The sequence below is a fragment of the Thermostichus lividus PCC 6715 genome, from assembly GCF_002754935.1.
GTDB classification, from domain to species: Bacteria; Cyanobacteriota; Cyanobacteriia; order Thermosynechococcales; family Thermosynechococcaceae; genus Thermosynechococcus; species Thermosynechococcus lividus.
Map to the genome: position 1 here is coordinate 124,274 of NZ_CP018092.1, position 17,595 is coordinate 141,868.

Consider the following 17,595-nt stretch of genomic DNA (forward strand, 5'->3'; position numbering starts at 1 on the left):
CCTCGTGAGTAGTACCAGTAACTTTCAGGATGCCATTCGCCAAGCCCAAAGTAGCGCCCTAGTGGGGCCTAACGTCATCCGCAATGCACTTCCCTTTGTGGGGGGTGGCCTTCTTCTCACTGCCGTGGGTAGCTGGGGTGGCTTGGGCGTTATCAGTACCGCACCACAACTGTTTATGCCCACCTTTATTGTGGCAATTATTGCTGAAATTGCTCTCTTTTTCATTGCCCAAGGTGTGGCGGCCAAAGGTAATAATGGAGCAGCCGTCCCCCTACTTGCCACCTATAGCTTGCTGTCGGGCTATACCCTTGCGGGTCTGATCTATGTTGCCCTGAGCACCGTCGGCATTATGGGGATTGTGATTGCAGCAGGGGGGTGCGGCATCACATTTATGGCAGCTAGCCCCATTGGTTCGAATTTGTCAGAGCGCGATGGCTTTGCCCTTGCCAAAACGGTGCAACTGGGAATCATTGCCCTATTGGTGGTGCTGGTTGCCCAACTACTGTTTAGCTTCTTTGGCGTCTTTACCCCCACCTTTTTGGAAATTGCCATCTCTGGTGTTGGGGTAGTGCTCTTTGTCGGCGCTGCGGTGGTGGACTTTTTTATCTTGCCTCGCACCTACCGCGATGACCAGTACCTCGCGGCGGCGCTTTCGATGTACTTGACCTACATCAACCTGTTTATTTTTATTCTCCGCTTATTGATCGCGTTTAATCGCCGCCAGGGGTGACTCACTCCGAAGTAAGTGACATTGGGCATGATCTCTGAGCAGATGATCGCACAGGACTAAGGCCACCATGGCCTCTACCATGGGCACCGCTCGAGGTAAGACACAGGGATCATGCCGCCCTTTTGCCGCTAGGATAGTTTCTTCTCCCGCTTGATTCACGGTTTTTTGGCGTTGGCCAATGGTTGCGGTGGGCTTAAAGGCCACTCGCAAAATAATATTTTCACCGTTGGAAATCCCCCTTGAATGCCGCCAGAACGGTTGGTGCGGGTGCGAATACGGCCTGCTTGGTCGGCATAGAATTCATCGTTGTGCTCCAGACCTGTGAGGAGGGTGCCCGCAAACCCAGAGCCAATTTCAAACCCTTTGCTGGCGGGCAAGGACATGAGTGCCTTAGCGAGGTCTGCCTCTAGCTTGTCGAACACTGGGGAGCCTAGCCCTACGGGCACATTGCGAGCCACACATTCAATGACACCGCCAATGGAGTTGGCCTGCCGCCGGATCGCATCCACAAGGGCAATCATCTGCTCGGCGGTGGTGGGGTCGGGGCAGCGCATGATGTTGGCCTCCACTGCGGTGGCGGTGACGGTGTCGGGATCGACCGTGGCTTCAATGTCTTTAACTCGCTTAACGTAGGCAATGATTTCAATCCCGGCCACCTGGGTTAAAATTTTGCGGGCGATCGCCCCTGCGGCCACCCGCCCAATGGTTTCACGAGCGGAGGAACGACCTCCTCCCTGCCAGTTGCGAATGCCGTACTTACCGTCATAGGTGGCATCGGCGTGGGAGGGACGATAGACCTGTGCCATATCGGCGTAGTCAGCGGGACGGGGATCCTGATTGCGCACCAAAATGGCAATGGGAGTGCCGAGGGTTTTGCCCTGAAAGACTCCGGAGATAATTTCGCAGCGATCGCCCTCTTGGCGTGGTGTTGTCAGGCGGCTTTGACCGGGGCGACGGCGATCCAACTCTTTTTGAATATCTGCTTCACAAAGGTCAAGTTGCGGCGGGCAGCCATCCACCACGACCCCCACCCCTCCCCCGTGGGACTCCCCAAAAGTTGTGACCCGAAACAAATGCCCAAAGGTATTCCCCATGCTCGACTCAACCAACAATGGATTTCATTACGTTTGTTTTAGCCCTCTTTCGGCAGACTAAAGGCCATGCCACAGCCACAGGTTTGAGCAGCATTGGGGTTGTGAAAGCGAAACGCACCCCCCATCAAATCTTCGACATAGTCCACCCGTAGTCCCTTGAGCAACGGCACGTGTTGTGCTGCGAGGGCGATCGTCCACCCTTGGGATTGAGTCACCACATCGGTAGCTTCGGGTTCCCTCACTAACGCTAGATGATAGCTCCAGTCGCCACAGGTACTTGGCTCCACACAAATGCGAAAGACACTGCCAGCCTGCTGCTTGCCTTGGTGTGCCTGTAATCGCTCCAGTTCTTGAACCGCTGCTGTGGTTAGTTCCACCATAGTGACGATAAAATCAGCGCAAACCAGTATATCGTGCTTTGAGCAATCCCTGAGCGCATCTTGCGATTGATGCTTCGCATTCAATCGTCAGTTCGCGAAGGGCGTGGATCGTCTGGGGACGCTTGATCTTCAATGTACGCCAACAGTGTTTGAATGCTGGCGTGTCCTCCCACACTGATACAGCTATAAGCCCTGCTCCAGAAATAGGGTTTCCAAAAGAATTGCTTCAAGTAGTCAGAATACTCTTGCCGCATTCGTCTAGAGGACACAGATTTTAGGTTTTTTACTAGATTGGCAGGCTGAATCATGGGATGGGCATCAATCAGCAAGTAAACTTCCCCGTCCTAGAAGGGCGAGGCTTTCTGTAGCCCTCCGGCTATCTCGCAAGCCAGCCAGGAGCCTCCAGGCAGCGTTACGGACTGCCCCAAAAGCGCAATATTGATTGCTCCATTTAGGTCTGCATCACCAATCCATCCGCAATGCCCACACTTGAACTTTTTTTCAGTTCTCAACCCAATATGCAAGCAACAATGGCAGGTTTGACTGGTATAGGCAGGTGGTACAGCAACCACCTCAACTCCTTCCTTGATACCCTTGTATTCCAAGAATTGTCGCAACTGATAGAATGCCCAACTGTTAGACCGTCTCCGCTCGGTCGTGTTTCTCGGTTGCTGGTTGATTCTATCTCGAATGCCTGTCAAATCCTCGATAGCAACCATGGCATGGAGTTGTTTTGCTTCACGAATGATGGATGCACTGATGGAATGATTGAGCCATCGCTGAAAACGTCTCTCCCTCCCCGACAGCCGTTGCAGGACTTGTCGGCATCTACGCCGACTCGACCGTGTGCCCTTCGAGGCTTTTTGCTGGAGCGATGCTCTCACTTTGGCGAAATGATCTCGGACTTGATTCAACTGCTTAGCATCCCAACCTTTATCGGTACTAGTTTTAGCGATTTCACATCGGGTAGGGCTGGAAGCCCCGTACTTCAGTGCGGGGAGGAAAGCTCCTTTAGCAACTTCAGTTGCCATATTACCATTTAGGCGCATAAAATGAACTCATGCCACAGCAAATACTGACCATTGTCTGTCAACTAAATCCCACTGCAGAGCAAATTGTCAAGCTAGACCAAGTTCTGCAGGGCTTCGCTGAGGCTTGCAGATACATCAACAGTACCATTTGCCCCAGCATTACTAACAAGAACCGTATTCAGAAAGAAGTTTACAGAGCAGTACGACAGCAATTCGGCTTAACCGCTAACTTGGCTGTCAGGGCTTGTGCCAGAGTTGCCGCTAACCGCAAGGTGGGAAAGGTTAAGGGATTCAGGGCTACTTCTGTGGATTATGATGCTCGCCTGTTTGACTACAGAGCGAAAGAACAATGCGTTAGCCTCTCCACCCTAAACGGACGGGAACGCATTCCCTTAGTGGTGGGTAACTACCAGATAGAAAAACTCAAGGGCAAGAAGCCTACTTCTGCCACTCTCTGCAAACGCAAAGATGGTAAGTTTTATATCCACATCCAAGTAAAGGAAGAAGTGCCAGAACCTCAGACTGGACATGGGGTTTTGGGCGTTGACTTTGGTAGGACAGACATTGCACATACATCGGAAGGAGACAACTGGCATGGACAGCAGTTAACTAAGGTACGAGACCACTACTCCAAACTGAGGGCGGTACTCCAGCACAAGGCTAGTAAAGGCACACGCAGTTCTAGGCGTAGATGTCGGGAACTGGTGAAACGGCTATCTGGCAGGGAGAGACGCTTTCAGGCATGGGTAAACCACTGCATTTCTAAGACCATTGTGGCAAGGGCAAAAGCAACGGGCAGTGTTATTGCTTTGGAAGACCTGACAGGGATACGGGAGCGCACTAATCAAGTACCTCGTTCTAAAACAGAGCGTAGGCGTGCCAACAGTTGGGCGTTTTACCAACTGCGTAGCTTCATTAGCTACAAGGCACTCAAAGCAGGTGTGGGACTAGTGCTAGTTAATCCTCGCTACAGTAGTCAAACTTGCCACAGCTGCCTGCATATTTACCCCGACCCAAAGCAGTCCTATCGCACTGGGAAGCAGTTTAAGTGCGGGCATTGTGGCTGGACAGGAGACGCAGATTTCAATGGTGCTAGTGTAATTGCGCTTTTGGGGGCTGTTGTAAACCAGCCTAGAGGTTCGGGCTTGTCTTGTTCTCTTGCAGAACATAACAGGCTCAGGGCTACTGAAAGCCCCTGACTTCAGTCAGGGGAAGTTTACAATTTGGTGCAACTTACTGAGAACAAGGTTGTCGAAGTTGGTGGAGGTGTTGCTTTGGTCTATCCCAGAGGAACTTCATCATGGGCGTTTGACGGTTCTGGGCAGGTAACACGAAGCCAGCACAACTATGCTTTGGCAACGTTCCAGACGGGCAAGTAGTTTAAGAAAGACCCCAGCGCTTAGAAGACAAATCATCATGTTAGAAACAGCACTCCGGGAGCAATTACTAGCGGCACAACCGCGTTTGTTGCACTTGCTGGATCAATTTACACGGGCACAACTACTGGTGGTGGGGGATCTCACCCTCGATGAATTCCTCACCGGCCAAGTGGAGCGGCTCTCGCGGGAAGCACCGGTCTTAATTTTGCGCCATGAAACCACCCGCCAAGTTCCGGGGGGGGTGCCAATGCCATCTATAACTTGGCTAAGTTGGGGGCAACGGTACAGGCGGTGGGAGTCGTTGGCGACGATAGCCAAGGACAAGCCCTTTGCAATATTTTTCAGGCAGCGGGGATTGCCACCGAGGGTATTCTCAGGGATGCGGCTCGACCCACAGTGACCAAAACTCGCATCTCAGGTCATGCGCGCCAGTCGGTCACTCAGCAGATTGTGCGGGTCGATCGCAAGTCTGATGAGCTACCCCATCCACGCCTGCAAGAGGAATTAGCAGCCTTTATTCGCCACCATGCTGCCAGTGCTGATGCGATCGTCTGCTCCGACTATGGTGATGGTGTCTTCACGCCACCGGTGATCCAAGCTGCCCTACAGCACCACTGCACAATTGTGGATACGCAGCGGGATCTACCCCGATACCACGGCGCCTTTTTGTTTACGCCCAACCTCCCGGAAGCCGAAGCGGCGGTGGGATATGCCATTCGCAGTCCCGATGATGTGCTGAGGGCTGGCCAAGACTTACTGGAGCTGACTGCGGCCAAGCACATCCTCATTACCCGAGGGGATGCTGGGATGAGCCTATTTAGCCATGGCGAACCGCCCAGTCATTTACCGGCATTTAACCGCACCGATGTGTTTGATGTCACGGGGGCAGGAGATACTGTCGTGGCGGCCTTGACCTTAGCGCTGGTTGCGGGGGCAAGCCTCTGGGAAGCGGCAGTTCTGGGTAACTTGGCTGCTAGTATTGTTGTGCGTCGGTTTGGAACGGCTACCACCACCACAGCGGAAATGGCGGCGGCACTTCATCATTTGCTAGAAACAGACTAACTGGCTTAATCGGCGATCGCCTGCACCAGCCATTGGCGAACTCCCTGCGCCAAGGTACGGGCAAGCTGCTGCTGCGCTTGGGGGTTCACAATCCACTCAAATTCTTCAGGATGGATCATAAAACCCAACTCCAACAGAACAGCGGGGGCAACGGTTGGGCGGGTGAGGGCTAAGTTGTTCCAAAAGACCCCGTACTGCTGCCGTCCTAAATTGCGGCTGAGGTACTCTGCGAGGAATACGGCTAAGTCATGGCTTTGGGGATGGTACCAAAAGGCACCCATCCCTTGGGTGTTGCGGGCATCGCCAGCATCCGGCAGAGCATTGTAGTGCAAGCTCAGGGCAAGGGTTGGCTGGGCTGCCTCAATGGCGAGAATCCGATCTGGCAAATCCAGATCCATATCCTCAGTACGGGTGAGCACCACAGTAGCGCCTAGGGCTTCAAGTTCCGGTGCCAGTTTCTGGGCGACGGCCAGCGTTACCACTTTTTCTGGGGTGCCATCCGGCCCCCGCGCTCCCAGATCATCGGGACCCCCATGGCCGGGATCGAGCAAGATCGTGAGACCTGCCAAGGGTCGAGACCCCCGTTGAATGCGGGGCGGATGACGCAGTTGCAGGACAAGGCGAGTTTCCTCGTAGGCAACGCGGTACCCCCACTGTTGGCGGTGGTGCAGGTTAAAGCGGTATTGCACTTTATCTGAGCCTATGGCCTGCCAGTCAAGGCGTTGAATGACGGGATCTGCATCAAGGCGAATAATGTCGGTTTGGGGAATGGTGTTGTACAGGGTGAGGGTCAGGTGGCGATCGCCTTGGTCAATGGCGATGGGCACTGGCACATCGAGCGGGAAGATCACCTCTGTCCAGCCCAATCGTTGGCGACTAGTAATACTGCGAATGGTTGCAGTTGTGGGCACGGCACTGGCGAGAAAGCGGACGTCGTTGGCGCGAATCCAGCCACCGTAGTCGAGTTGCAGCCAATCCCCAGTTTGCCGCTGCACCCGGGCACGGGTTCCCACGGGTAGAGGAGTTAAGCGGGAATAGTCGGTGCCAGCTCCGGTACGAGCCACACCCCCAAGCTCGCGAGTGACTTCAACCACCGGTCGCTGAGCCGGATCCGCCACTTGAATCCGCGCACCTGCCAAGGTGATAGGAGGATTCCCCCCCATCTGCCATTGCACAGTGCCATAGTCACCCGGTGCTCTGAGTTGGCGGCAGTTGCGGTAGAGGGGCGCAGTGGTGCTAGTGACCGCAGCTTGGTCAATGAGTGCCGCTAAGTTCGAGGGTAACTGGATCATTGCTGGCAAGGGCGCTAGGGCGAGGCGATCGCCACCCAGTTGAATCGCTACGGAACGATTGGGCGGGGCGGTTGCTGTGAAGCAAACAATATCGTTGGGGAGGCGCACCAGATCCAGCGTTGGCTCCAGCGGCTTGAGGGTCGTGGGGGGGCTGCCACTGCGCGTGTAATTGTAAATGCCAAAACTTGCTTGCCTGCCGTCACGGTGATCCGGTTCACCCCGGGCTGAAGGGGCACGCTGGGGGCAAAGTGTCCGGCGGGGGAGCGATCGCCCACCGGAACCCCATTAATCGTCACCGGCATCTCGGGCGGGGCGGTACCAATAAAAAAAATCTGCGGCGCGGTGGTTGTATGCTGTGGTGGCGGATAAACCACCCGCAACTGTGGTGCAGCCATAACCCCAGCAACCGGCATAAGTAGGAGTGTACTAACGCCGCAGCTCAATAACGAGAGGGAATTCACTCAGCCTTGTAACCTCTTTTAACACTATTGAGCCTCTATTAAGCCTCTCTACTCACCTAAGGGAGCGTTCTAGGGGCAGAGGCATAGTGTTGACAATTGTTGCATAGTTTGTGATCCCCGTTAGATCTAAGTTGAATTTTGAACGAAAGACACATTCGATTTTCTCAGAAGATTTTTAATGCTGCCCCAAATCATTTGGTGAATTCGTTGATCCCCAGCACGTAAATATATTTTTTAACATTGGGATCATTGTCAGCGCCTTGAATTCACCGCATAATTAAATATGTTCCTAATCATAAATTTCCTTAATGTTGCGTAATGGTTATTTGCTTCGTATGTCCGCTCTAATTCATTTCCATACGCAGCATTGCTTATCACACTTTCAACCCCTAGTAAAAGAATTTAAGGATCATTTAATTATGGTGACGATGCAAACGATTCACTGCCCTCACTGTGGTAAATTAGCACTGCGACAGCGCTATGGCTCTGTTACTCATACCCAGTGTCCTCACTGTGACTATTTGATGACCATGTGCGATCGCACCGGCCGAGTGTTGGAGGCCTACACCCCCGAAATAACCCATGTTGGCTGCTATGGCGCAAACCTGACCTGCACCCTTGAACGCACCACTGCTCTGTGCTAGCCAAGAAATTTCTTAGAAGAATCTAAAGATTAATGAGGAAAATCCTGAGAGTTGTTAAGATAGTTTACATATGGCTATCTTACTTCTACTGGTTTTAGCATTAGTGCTCTGGTCTGTGCGGCTGCTGCACGGTGCCTATCGCCTACAGGATTTTTCTCTGCTGCTGGCCAGTGGGTTAGTGGCAGTCTCAGCAGGCGGCGTCATCTTTGTGTACAGCCTCATGAATGATTGCGTGGGGTACCTGAGCCAAGGGTCGCCGATGATTGAGGCAGAGTCACCGCTGACGATGTCGGATGTTGCCTACTTCAACAGTGGCTCCGATCGCAAGTTCTGGGATGCCAGCCCCGTCCGCCAGGATAACGCGGCTCCCATCACTACTCCTTAAGCCACCAAATCTCTCCCTAGGGATCAATCACCATGGGGATCCGCTATTTTACTGAGGTGAGTTTCCGGGATGACGATAACGATGTCTGGGATGCCCTCACGCGCGCTTTGGGGTTCGTAGAAAGTGAAACCCTAGAGCAGGCGATCGCCCTGCACCATTTTTTTGAGATGCATCCCCTTGTGTGCGGCGTTGAAACCTTTATCCAGTCCAGCGAGAGTTGCCCCTACCTGCTATTGACCACCGATGCCAAACGGATGAGTCAGGCCAATGTGCAGCGCAGCCGCCTAGAAGAGGCGATCGCCCTGCTGGGTGCAAACAGCGCCGGTCTGGATGAATGGCTATTTATGGAAACAACCGCAGACAAGTCCTAGGGAAACTCTTGCATTTGGGGATGGGAGCGATAGTCGCGATCGCCACTGAGCCATTCTACCAAGGTAATTTTGACCCGACCCGCCGCATTGGGAATAATTAAAAACTCTGCCTCTGCTTGGCTGTTCACCACACGAGACTTAAGGGTTGTAGAACCAGCATCAACAATTCGATTGCTATTGGGCGCATAGATTTCGTAATAGATTTGAATGTTGCGAGCGGGCTGATCGGTCTCATTGATCAATCGCCCCGTCAGGCGGTGATACCACACCCCGGCAATGTTTTCACTTTCGAGGGTAACCGCAGTCACCTTCACCACTTTAGGGGCTTCCCGCCGCCGTGCCAGCGCCGCTGGAGTGACTACCGGTAACGCCACACCAATGCTTCCCAGCAGCACACTGCACAGCCAAACGGTTCTCAAGAACTGCATCATAAAATCTTTCAGCCACGAGAATGGTAAAGTGTAAGACGTAAAACCTTGTGTTGGCGATCGCTCTTTAGCCTAGCATTTCGCTGTTCGCGGTCATACTGACAGTTGCTACAACCTCGGCAAAGCATCCTCAACGTCAGGTCTCCATACTTCGGTTTTTGTCAACTGTAGTCACTATGCCAACCGTTCATGTTATTGGTTTGGGGCGCTCCGGTATCGCTGCGGCTCGCTTACTCAAGCGTCAAGGCTGGCAAGTGGAGGTGAGTGATGCCCGTCAAACCCCCGCCCTCCAGTCACAGCAACAGCTACTCGAAGCCGAAGGAATTCGGGTCTGTCTGAATTACCGCTTCGACTTAGACACCCTGACCACCCTAGGTCTGCAGCGCCCTAGCGAAATTGTGATTAGCCCCGGCGTGCCATGGCACAGTCCTAGTTTGGTTGCCGCGCGCCAAGCCGGTATTCCCGTGCGGGGAGAAGTGGAAATTGCTTGGAATACCCTTGCTCATCTACCGTGGGTGTGTATTACGGGCACCAACGGCAAAACCACCACAACAGCCCTCACCGCCGCGATTTTTCAAGCCGCAGGCTACAACGCACCCGCCTGTGGCAACATCGGCAATAGTATCTGTGAAGTTGCCCTCACCGGCAGTGACCTCGACTGGGTCATTGCCGAAATTAGTAGCTATCAGTTAGAGTCATTGCCGCCGCTAGCCCCTAAATTTGCCCTTTGGACGACCCTGACCCCAGATCACCTCGAGCGCCATGGTACCCTTGATGCCTACGTTGAAGCAAAAGCCCACCTAATCAATAGTGCTCACCAACCCATTCTTAACGGGGATGACCCCTACCTGCGCACCCACCTCCGCGATCGCTGGCCGCAGGCATGGTGGACCAGTATCCACGGGGCAGCAGCACTCCCTAAAGGAATTGAGCAAGGGATTTACATCGAAGCCGGACAAGTATGGGTCAAAGAGCAGCCCCTAGTACCTGTGAGCCTCTTAAAAATGCCCGGTCAGCATAACCAGCAAAACTTTCTTTTAGCGGTTGCCGCAGCCTATCTTGCTGGCATTCCTGCCCTCACCATTGCCAACGCTGTTGCCAACTTCTCAGGCGTGCCCCACCGCCTTGAACCCATTTGTACTTGGCGACACGTGCAATGGATTAACGACAGCAAGGCCACCAACTACGACGCAGCAGCGATTGGCCTAACATCAGTCACCGCCCCAGTGGTCTTGATTGCCGGGGGCCAACCCAAAGCGGGCGATGATCAAGAATGGCTCAGCCTCATTCAACAAAAAGCCGCATGGGTGCTACTCATTGGCGAAGCGGCTCCTCAGTTTGCTAACCGCCTTGAGGCCATTGGTTTTACCAACTATGAGATTATGGAAACCCTCGATCGCGCCGTGGCAGTTGCTGCAGATCTCGTTACTGAATATCCCATCAAAACAGTTCTGTTCTCCCCCGCCTGTGCCAGTTTTGACCAGTATCAGAATTTTGAAGAGCGCGGTGAGCACTTTCGTCAACTATGTCTAGAATTGTAGCCCTATGAGCCAGTCTCCAGCGCCTATCCACTGGTGGAGCCGCCTATCCGTTGGGAGTCGCCTGCTGATCATTGCATTAGCCGCCCCTCTCTTGACCCTAAACTTTTGGGCGTTTGCCTCAATTCTCAGCTTTTTTGGCCCCTTGGTGGCGGTGTTAATTTTAGCCTCCCTGTTTGCCTTTCTCTTGAATTACCCCGTGCGTTGGATCGAAGAGCAAGGCAATCCCCGCGGACCGGCAGCAGTCGTAGTCTTCTTGCTGGCGCTAGTGCTTATTGCCATTGTTGGCATTGTTTTAGTACCCAATGTCTTAAATCAGGCGCAGCAACTCATCGCCCGCTTACCCGACTGGTTTAGCTCAAGCCAACGACGGCTCTTAGAGTTTGGCCAGTGGATTGATACCTTGAACTTACCCGTCACCATTGATATTGATGCCCTTGCCAACCAATTGCTGGAAAAGCTCAAAGATCAACTACAGGCCGTTGCCCGTGAAGCCCTGAACTTGATTTTAGGGACTGTCAGCAGTGTGGTGGATGTCATTATCAACGTGATCTTGACGGTGGTCTTGACCTTTTACCTTCTACAGCACGGCGATGAGATTTGGGACGGTTTAATTAGCTGGCTACCAGACACCTTACGCCCCACCGCCTCAGAGACCATTCGCAAGAGCTTTGAGAGTTATTTTATTGGCCAGTTAATTCTTGCGTTGTGTATGGGGGTTGGTCTCACCACAATTTTTGTGTTCCTGAAAGTGCCCTACGGTTTATTGTTTGGGGTGATTATCGGCGTGATGGCGCTGGTTCCCTTTGGCGGCACGGTGGGCATTATTTCCGTCAGTTTGTTAGTGACCCTGCAAGATGGCTGGCTTGCTCTGAAGGTGTGCGGGTTTTCCTTTCTGTTTCAACAACTTCTCGAAAATATTGTGGCACCGCGAATCATTGGCAGCTTCACTGGTCTCAACCCGGTTTGGGTCTTTTTAGCCATTTTGACTGGGGCGCGGGTGTCTGGTCTAGTAGGGGTGGTGATTGCGGTCCCCATTGCCGTAGTGATTAAAACCTTTCTCGTGAGTGTGCGATCGCGCCTGAACCTCGAAGACTCTTCACAGCTAGAATTATCCGCACCCCCTACCCCAACAACCACGTTTTCCTCCAAAATGAATCCATCCTAGGAGATAGTGGCGATGCTGCGTGTAATTCATCCCGGTCTTCTCACCTCATTGGTACTGATTGCCTTGACGGGAGTCATTACCACAGTAACGGCTTTTATCGGCTATTACGTGGGGCGGGACTCGTTGCGGGGGGTCTCGCAACCCGTGGTCAATCCAATTCTTGGCAATGCCCTCAGCCACAGTGGTCAAGAGCGCCCCACCATTCTTGATGAGGCTGAAATTATTGCCCGCACCCAAGCCACCATTGCCGACATGAGTAACACCTCAACGGAGCGAGACATTGTGCCCGCCCCTACTCATCCCGCAGCCCCTGAGCCACAGGCCAGTGAGCAGAGTAGCCTGCCGATTGTGGCAGAGGATAAAGGGGTGCGATTAGAAGTTCGCTCAGTCCAGTCTATTGGCCAAGACCTGCTTTTGAACGTTACCCTCAAAAATGACAGTAGCCAAGGGATTCAGTTTATTTATACGTTTCTGGAAGTGAAAGATGATCACGGGAACCTTCTCAGTGCCTTGACGGAGGGGCTACCCACCGAGCTTCCCGCGGGTAGTGATCTAGCAACCGGTGTCATTACTATTCCTAAAAGTTTGCTTGCGGACACAACAACCGTTACCCTGCGCTTAGCCAGTTACCCCAACCAAGATGTGCAGCTACAGGCGGCCAATATTCCAGTGCGGGGTGAGTAACAATGGAGACAGCTACAGCAGAATCCTATCAAGAGTGGGTTGCTGCCCGGGATTGGGTGCGGGTACGGGCAGATTTGGCCGGGGACACTACGTTTATGGTGTGGCAAGGGGCAGTGTATAGTTTTGTGCCGCAGGAACCGCGCCGCCACCTCTTTAACATTGTCGGCATGAGTGCTGCCCGCTGTGTGCCTCATCCAGAATCGGGTTGGTATTTTTTATCCCGCGAGCTAACGTTTTACCTTGACCCAGAGACAAATACCGTGGGCGATCGCTGGCGCAATCCTTGGACACAGGAGGTGTTAACCGTGATTCCTGTGGCTAATGATCCGGTACAGGGGCTGTTTCGCCGCGAGGTGCCCGCCCAGGTGAGGGCAACCACAACTACGTTTCAGTTTGATCTGTTTCCCTACTATGCCAATCCCCTTGCCAGCGACCCCCGGTTTGGTGAGTATAGCCCGCAGCCGCTGTACCAAGCCGTCGAGCTATTTAAGCTGACGGTGGCAACGGCTGATCTGAAGGAGCAGGAGAGTTCAACAATTCGCGATGTCCAGCTCTACTGGAGCCGCATTGGCCCGTGGTTGCCGTGGATGAAAATGGGCGATCGCCCCGGTTACCTGATCTACAGTGCCAGTGGCCAAAAAGCCTTTGAGGTTGCTGCGCTGCCGCGGTTACTGCAAGAGCAACTGCAACGATTGCCCCACTATTGCGAAGCCCCCACTACCTACCGCGACGGGGCGGATATGACCTCATGGCTCTATTTTCAAGAGCATTTTGAGGCCTATTTAGCCGGAGAAACCTTTCCGCTGTGATCCAATAGAGAATCCTGTGGCACACTGCAAACAGTGACCTTGAAAGGAGTTGCGGATGCCGACGGTTAGTTTATTGCGGGCTGCTACCTACGATGTGGCGGTGTTGAGCCAGTCTTTGGAGGCACTGTTGGCGCCCCTTGGCGGCATGGCCGCCATTGTTCAACCCGGCGATCGCGTCCTCCTGAAGCCCAACTTGCTCACAGGGGCACGCCCAAAGCACGAATGCGTCACCCGTCCTGAGCTAGTGTACTGTGTGGCCAAAATGGTGCAGGCGGTTGGGGGGCAGCCTTTTTTGGGGGATGGCCCTGCCTTTGGCTCTGCCTTGGGGGTAGCGCGCAACAATGGCTATCTCCCCTTTATTGAGGCGCTGAACTTGCCCGTGATTGAATTCCATGGCGATCGCTACAGTACCAGCAATCCTGAGTTTCAGCATCTGCGCCTCAGTAAGGAGGCCATGGCCGCCGACGTGGTCATTAATTTGCCGAAAGTCAAATCCCACGTCCAACTCACGCTTACCCTTGGTGTGAAAAATCTCTTTGGCTGCGTGCCGGGCAAAATGAAAGCATGGTGGCACATGGAAGCCGGTAAAGATAGTGATCGCTTCGGGCGGATGCTGGTGGAAACGGCTCGCGCCATCAGCCCCGATCTGACGATTATGGACGGCATTATCGGCCATGAAGGCAATGGCCCCAGCGGTGGCACCCCCCGCCCCTTGAATATATTAGCGGCCAGCCAGAATGTCTTTGCCCTTGACCGCGCCATGGTGGCCATTCTCAATGTTGATCCAGAGCGCATCCCCACCCAGCGCGCAGCGACGGCTCTCGGCTTAAACTACACCCTCGAGGAGCTACACTTTCCCTTGGCGCAACCAGAAGAACTACAGGTTCCAGACTGGAAACTGCCCAGCCAGATGATGCCCATCGATTTTGGTGCCCCCCGCGTCCTGAAATCTACCTTCAAGCATCTGTATATCCGCTGGATTAAAGAACCCTTAGCCACCTATACCCACCAGTCTTAGGAGAAGTACGGTTTTCAGAACCTTGTAAAATTTGTTAACATTAAGAGCATGGGCGTTTGTACCAGTAGCTAACGATCACACCTGAGCGACTCACCTGATCTGATGGGCTGGGCAGCTACTGACGAAGATACGCGGTAAGTTCACTCTTCGTGTGCTGTTGATGGCCTAGATGTCTGGAGCATCGGGCAGCCTATCCTTAAGTTCCGTTTTGGCCAGCATTAAGGAGTTGGGGTGTTCCTGAACAGAAGTATGATTTTCGGGTTTGAGTCTTTTACCGCCCTCACCCTAGCACTCTCCTTTGGGAGAGGGAACAAGACTCTTAGCTCCCCTCTCCCTAGGGAGAAGGGTTGGAGATGAGAGCAATTCATGGCCAGATTCAGCAACAGCAGGAGTTGGTATGGCACTTTACGCAGAACTGCATCGGCATTTAGGTGGCTCGGTTGTGCCGCGTATCCTCTGGCGTTACTTCCAGCGCAACGATCCGTCGCGTGCGGCTCGCTTCCCGGACTATAGCGAATTTGAAACGTTTTACACCAAGCCCCGCCAATCCCTTGACGAGTATTTAGAGTTACACACCTTAGTAGAGAGTGTGCAAACCCTCCAAACACTACCCTACTTTATTTTTCGGTTGATTCGCGGTGCCTACATTTTTGAAAACTTGGCGTATCTAGAGCTACGCTATACGCCTTACCTGCGCACCGATCCCCACCTCAGCGAGGCCAGTCGCATTGAGCAAATGGCGGATGTCGTGAAAACCGTCGGCTTAGCCTGCCAAGTGCCTGAGTATCCGATAGTCACCAGCCAAATTCTCTGTATGCACACGCGGCTACCCTACGCTGTGAATCGAGCCATTGTCGATTTGGCGGCTCATTTCCCTCAGTTTGTCTGCGGCATTGATTTAGCTGGGGGAGACTCAGTTTATGGCGATCGCCTTGGAGAATTCATCCAACTCTATGCCTATGCCCGCGATCGCGGCTTAAAGACCACGGGTCACCTTTACGAAACCGCCAACGGGTGCTACCCCCAACTCCTGCCGTACCTACAACGTATTGGTCATGGTATTCAAATTCCGTTGCGCTATCCTGAGTTGCTGCCAGAGGTAGCAGCGGCAGGGCAATGCCTTGAGGTGTGTCCCACCACCTATTTTCAAACCGGCACCCTCGAACGCTACGACCAGTTGCGTTTAGTGTTTAGCCGCTGTTTTGAAGCGGGGGTTGATGTCGCTATCTGTACCGATAATGCTGGCTTGCACAACGTGCGCCTGCCCTTCGAGTACGAAAACTTACTCACCCACGACATCCTTAACTTTAAGGAACTGCAAGCCTGCCAAGAAGCGGCCTTTCGCCATGCCTTTGCCTGGCCCCACGATCACCCTCCCGCCCTACTGTTGAGTCACTTGCTCCAGAACACATTGGGGGTGCTTGGTAGCTCCGTACTTGAGTGCGGGGCGGAAAAACCATAAAGCGGCGTTAGTCGCCAATTTATAGGAGTGATGTGGGCGGGCTAAAACCCCTCCGCTTTAGCGAGGGGATACAGCCAACTCAGGGGGCTTTAGCCCTCTCTATGTGTTAAACTAGAGACGTGGAAAGTAGGCGTATCAACTACGCGAAGAAACATCCTAGTACGGAGAAATCCCGGCACGTAAGTCACTACCGCTTTGGCGGCAAGCCTAAACCACTGCAAGCAATGGCAGGATGTTGAGCGTATCGAATTGGCTAGTGTTGAAAAGCGCGAAACCACGAACCGAAACATAAACGTAGTCCCAATAGCAGAAATGCTTGAGGTGAGTAGGGGGTCTTTGACTGCCCCCACCCGCATTAAGTTGTGGGTGACAGCTCAAGGGAAAAGCGAAGCAACGCGGCTTCAGCCCGTTGCGTAGCATCCTTTGGGAATCCCCTCTCTTTCAAGGAGGAGAGAAGTCAAGTCTAGTCTAGAGGGGCTTACTCTAAGCTGGCGATCGCGATGTTCCTACGGGATGCGCATAGGAATGCACAACCTCTTGATAGCACACCTCAAGGCGATCCAGATTGCGACTCAGGCTATAGCTTTCGAGCACTCGTTTCCGTGCTTTTTCCCCCAGTAGCCGGATCATCTCTGGATGGTGGTAAAACATGGGTAGTAAGGTTTGGAGTTGGGTCTTAACATACTGTGGATTCAGCACAATCCCTGCTCCCGTCAGGACTTCGCCATCAGCGCCTACATCCGTGGCCAAGCAAGCTAAACCACAGGCCATTGCCTCCAACAGCGACAGAGATAGCCCTTCAATTTGCGAAGGCAAAATAAAGACATCACAGCCGCGCAGGATCTCCAACCGTCGCTGATCGTCCACTACCGAGCCTAACCAGAGAATATTGTGTTCAGGACCATAATGTGCCATTAAGGATGGCATGAGGGAACCGCCACCTACCATCAGGAGTTTGCAATCCTCCGGCATATCTGCGGCGCACCACGATCGCAGGAGCGCCTCAACATTTTTTTCAATGGCGATTCTGCCCTGATAGACGTATAAATAGCGCGCCTTAAACTCGTCCTTGGCACCTGAATGTCCAGGGGTGTACTTGCAAGTATCCACGCCATTGGGAATGATCAGCAGCGTCTGCGCACCAACCCCAAGACGCATTAACAACTCTTTCTGTGCCTGCGAAAAAACGATTACACGGTCGTAATTAGCAAGAAACGGGGCATAGAGTTGATAGGTCATTAAGGCGGTGCCTGCCGAGAGGGTGCGATACTTTTCGCTATAGGCAGGGTGAAACGTTGCCACCAAAGGGATTTTTAACTCAGCACAAATATCCGGCAGAAAAAAGTCAAGGGGCGAGAGCGTTAACGAGGCATGGACAACATCCGGTTTGAGCTTTTTTAGGGATTCTACCAATACCTTATTCGCCCGCAGAGACGGGAGCGTATAAACCTGTGACTTGTAGAGGCATGGCAGTGGAACATCGGGGCACTCGCCGTCTTGCTCCACTTCATTTTCATCCTCTTGGGCAAAGTGCAAAAAGCTGACCTGATATCCCCGGTCTAGCAGGCCGTTGGTAATTTCCCGACTGTAGGTAACGTTACCGCAGGGGGGAGATTTTTTGCCTAACCATGCAATATGAAGAGTCACACATTATTCCTT

Annotated in this window: 17 protein-coding genes and 3 pseudogenes; 12 read left to right on the top strand and 8 right to left on the bottom strand. The window is 53.2% G+C overall.

What is annotated here, in order from left to right; genetic code table 11:
• Positions 1–4 precede the first annotated feature (4 nt).
• Entirely contained in the window at positions 5–730 is a 726-nt protein-coding gene (locus BRW62_RS00670) for a Bax inhibitor-1/YccA family protein (protein ID WP_099797646.1), read from the top strand.
• Here BRW62_RS00670 and aroC read toward each other — a convergent pair.
• The 4 genes and pseudogenes from aroC to BRW62_RS00690 form a co-directional block, all read right to left on the bottom strand.
• A pseudogene (aroC, locus tag BRW62_RS00675) lies at positions 698–1,761 on the bottom strand (chorismate synthase). The gene BRW62_RS00670 and the pseudogene aroC overlap by 33 nt on opposite strands.
• 101 nt (positions 1,762–1,862) lie before the next feature.
• Positions 1,863–2,204, bottom strand: a complete 342-nt coding sequence (locus BRW62_RS00680; protein WP_099797647.1) for a HesB/IscA family protein — start codon at positions 2,202–2,204, stop codon at positions 1,863–1,865.
• An 80-nt stretch (positions 2,205–2,284) separates the two neighbouring features.
• The gene (locus BRW62_RS14935; protein ID WP_099797648.1) at positions 2,285–2,533 is read right to left on the bottom strand and encodes a transposase; all 249 of its coding nucleotides are present in this window, start codon (positions 2,531–2,533) and stop codon (positions 2,285–2,287) included.
• Between the two features lie 15 nt (positions 2,534–2,548).
• Positions 2,549–3,169: pseudogene (locus BRW62_RS00690) on the bottom strand (RNA-guided endonuclease InsQ/TnpB family protein); the annotation flags it as partial.
• A 95-nt stretch (positions 3,170–3,264) separates the two neighbouring features.
• On the opposite strand from BRW62_RS00690, the gene BRW62_RS00695 reads away from it, so the two are divergent.
• Together BRW62_RS00695 and rfaE1 are read left to right on the top strand one after the other, a co-directional pair.
• Entirely contained in the window at positions 3,265–4,434 is a 1,170-nt protein-coding gene (locus BRW62_RS00695; RefSeq protein ID WP_099797649.1) for an RNA-guided endonuclease InsQ/TnpB family protein, read from the top strand.
• A 217-nt stretch (positions 4,435–4,651) separates the two neighbouring features.
• Positions 4,652–5,676 (top strand): annotated as a pseudogene (rfaE1, locus tag BRW62_RS00705) (D-glycero-beta-D-manno-heptose-7-phosphate kinase).
• A gap of 5 nt (positions 5,677–5,681) precedes the next feature.
• Here rfaE1 and BRW62_RS00710 read toward each other — a convergent pair.
• Positions 5,682–7,076, bottom strand: coding sequence for an N-acetylmuramoyl-L-alanine amidase (locus BRW62_RS00710; protein WP_227517467.1), 1,395 nt, complete (start codon positions 7,074–7,076; stop codon positions 5,682–5,684).
• Positions 7,016–7,381 (bottom strand): hypothetical protein, encoded by a 366-nt coding sequence (locus BRW62_RS13595; RefSeq protein ID WP_227517468.1) that lies wholly within the window; start codon positions 7,379–7,381, stop codon positions 7,016–7,018. The genes BRW62_RS00710 and BRW62_RS13595 overlap by 61 nt, the downstream gene beginning before the upstream one ends.
• Positions 7,382–7,848: 467 nt before the next feature.
• Between BRW62_RS13595 and BRW62_RS00715 the strand changes: the two genes are divergently transcribed.
• From BRW62_RS00715 to BRW62_RS00725, 3 genes are all read left to right on the top strand, one after another.
• A complete protein-coding gene (locus BRW62_RS00715) occupies positions 7,849–8,073 on the top strand; it encodes a replication restart DNA helicase PriA (protein WP_099797650.1) in 225 nt (74 codons plus the stop codon).
• Between the two features lie 70 nt (positions 8,074–8,143).
• Entirely contained in the window at positions 8,144–8,458 is a 315-nt protein-coding gene (locus tag BRW62_RS00720) for a hypothetical protein (protein WP_198406077.1), read from the top strand.
• Between the two features lie 32 nt (positions 8,459–8,490).
• Positions 8,491–8,829: a hypothetical protein gene (locus BRW62_RS00725; RefSeq protein WP_099797651.1), complete on the top strand. Its 339-nt coding sequence runs from the start codon at positions 8,491–8,493 to the stop codon at positions 8,827–8,829.
• Here the strand turns inward: BRW62_RS00725 and BRW62_RS00730 are convergent.
• Positions 8,826–9,260 (bottom strand): hypothetical protein, encoded by a 435-nt coding sequence (locus BRW62_RS00730; RefSeq protein ID WP_198406078.1) that lies wholly within the window; start codon positions 9,258–9,260, stop codon positions 8,826–8,828. The two genes, BRW62_RS00725 and BRW62_RS00730, sit on opposite strands and share 4 nt — an antisense overlap.
• Before the next feature lie 173 nt (positions 9,261–9,433).
• Between BRW62_RS00730 and murD the strand changes: the two genes are divergently transcribed.
• The 6 genes from murD to BRW62_RS00760 all read left to right on the top strand — a co-directional run bounded on the left by murD (position 9,434) and on the right by BRW62_RS00760 (position 15,936).
• Complete coding sequence (gene murD, locus BRW62_RS00735; protein ID WP_099797652.1) at positions 9,434–10,798, top strand: UDP-N-acetylmuramoyl-L-alanine--D-glutamate ligase; 1,365 nt, start codon at positions 9,434–9,436, stop codon at positions 10,796–10,798.
• A gap of 4 nt (positions 10,799–10,802) precedes the next feature.
• The gene (locus BRW62_RS00740) at positions 10,803–11,963 is read left to right on the top strand and encodes an AI-2E family transporter (RefSeq protein WP_099797653.1); all 1,161 of its coding nucleotides are present in this window, start codon (positions 10,803–10,805) and stop codon (positions 11,961–11,963) included.
• 12 nt (positions 11,964–11,975) lie between these two features.
• A complete protein-coding gene (locus BRW62_RS00745; protein ID WP_099797654.1) occupies positions 11,976–12,647 on the top strand; it encodes a hypothetical protein in 672 nt (223 codons plus the stop codon).
• Between the two features lie 2 nt (positions 12,648–12,649).
• Positions 12,650–13,456, top strand: a complete 807-nt coding sequence (locus tag BRW62_RS00750) for a DUF1838 domain-containing protein (RefSeq protein ID WP_099797655.1) — start codon at positions 12,650–12,652, stop codon at positions 13,454–13,456.
• A 55-nt stretch (positions 13,457–13,511) separates the two neighbouring features.
• A complete protein-coding gene (locus BRW62_RS00755) occupies positions 13,512–14,474 on the top strand; it encodes a DUF362 domain-containing protein (protein WP_099797656.1) in 963 nt (320 codons plus the stop codon).
• Positions 14,475–14,871: 397 nt separating this feature from the next.
• A complete protein-coding gene (locus BRW62_RS00760; protein WP_099797657.1) occupies positions 14,872–15,936 on the top strand; it encodes an adenosine deaminase in 1,065 nt (354 codons plus the stop codon).
• Between the two features lie 483 nt (positions 15,937–16,419).
• On the opposite strand, the gene BRW62_RS00765 is transcribed toward BRW62_RS00760, so the two are convergent.
• Positions 16,420–17,583, bottom strand: a complete 1,164-nt coding sequence (locus BRW62_RS00765) for a glycosyltransferase family 4 protein (RefSeq protein ID WP_099797658.1) — start codon at positions 17,581–17,583, stop codon at positions 16,420–16,422.
• Between the last annotated feature and the right edge of the window lie 12 nt (positions 17,584–17,595).